The organism is Paracoccus sp. M683 (assembly GCF_007096355.1).
Lineage (GTDB): Bacteria > Pseudomonadota > Alphaproteobacteria > Rhodobacterales > Rhodobacteraceae > Paracoccus.
On the sequence record NZ_VKDF01000067.1, the window covers coordinates 1 to 340 of the forward strand.

Annotated in this window: 1 protein-coding gene; it reads left to right on the forward strand. The window is 63.8% G+C overall.

The genetic code is table 11. The features are described 5' to 3' along the window. A partial coding sequence (locus FNJ84_RS21815) for a zincin-like metallopeptidase domain-containing protein (protein ID WP_255471379.1) occupies window positions 1-340 on the forward strand: 340 nt, incomplete at both ends.

The window sequence follows — 340 nt, forward strand, 5'->3', positions numbered from 1 at the left end:
TCATCCACATGCCGCCCGTCGCGACGTTTCATGACGCCGCCGGATATTACGCCACCCTGGCCCATGAAGCCTGTCACGCCACGGGTGCTGTGCATCGGCTGGACCGTTTCAGCCGGTTCAACGGGCGCACGGATCGCGCTTTCGAGGAACTGGTTGCCGAAATCGGCAGCGCCATGGTCTGCGCCCAGATCGGCGTGACGCCGGATTTCGGGCAGACAGCCGCCTATGTCGAAAGCTGGTTGCGGTGCCTCAAGGACGACAAACGGTTCATTTTCAAGGCCGCAACCGAGGCCCAGAAAGCCGCCGACTGGCTGATGCGCACCGCGCCAGCGGACCTCAG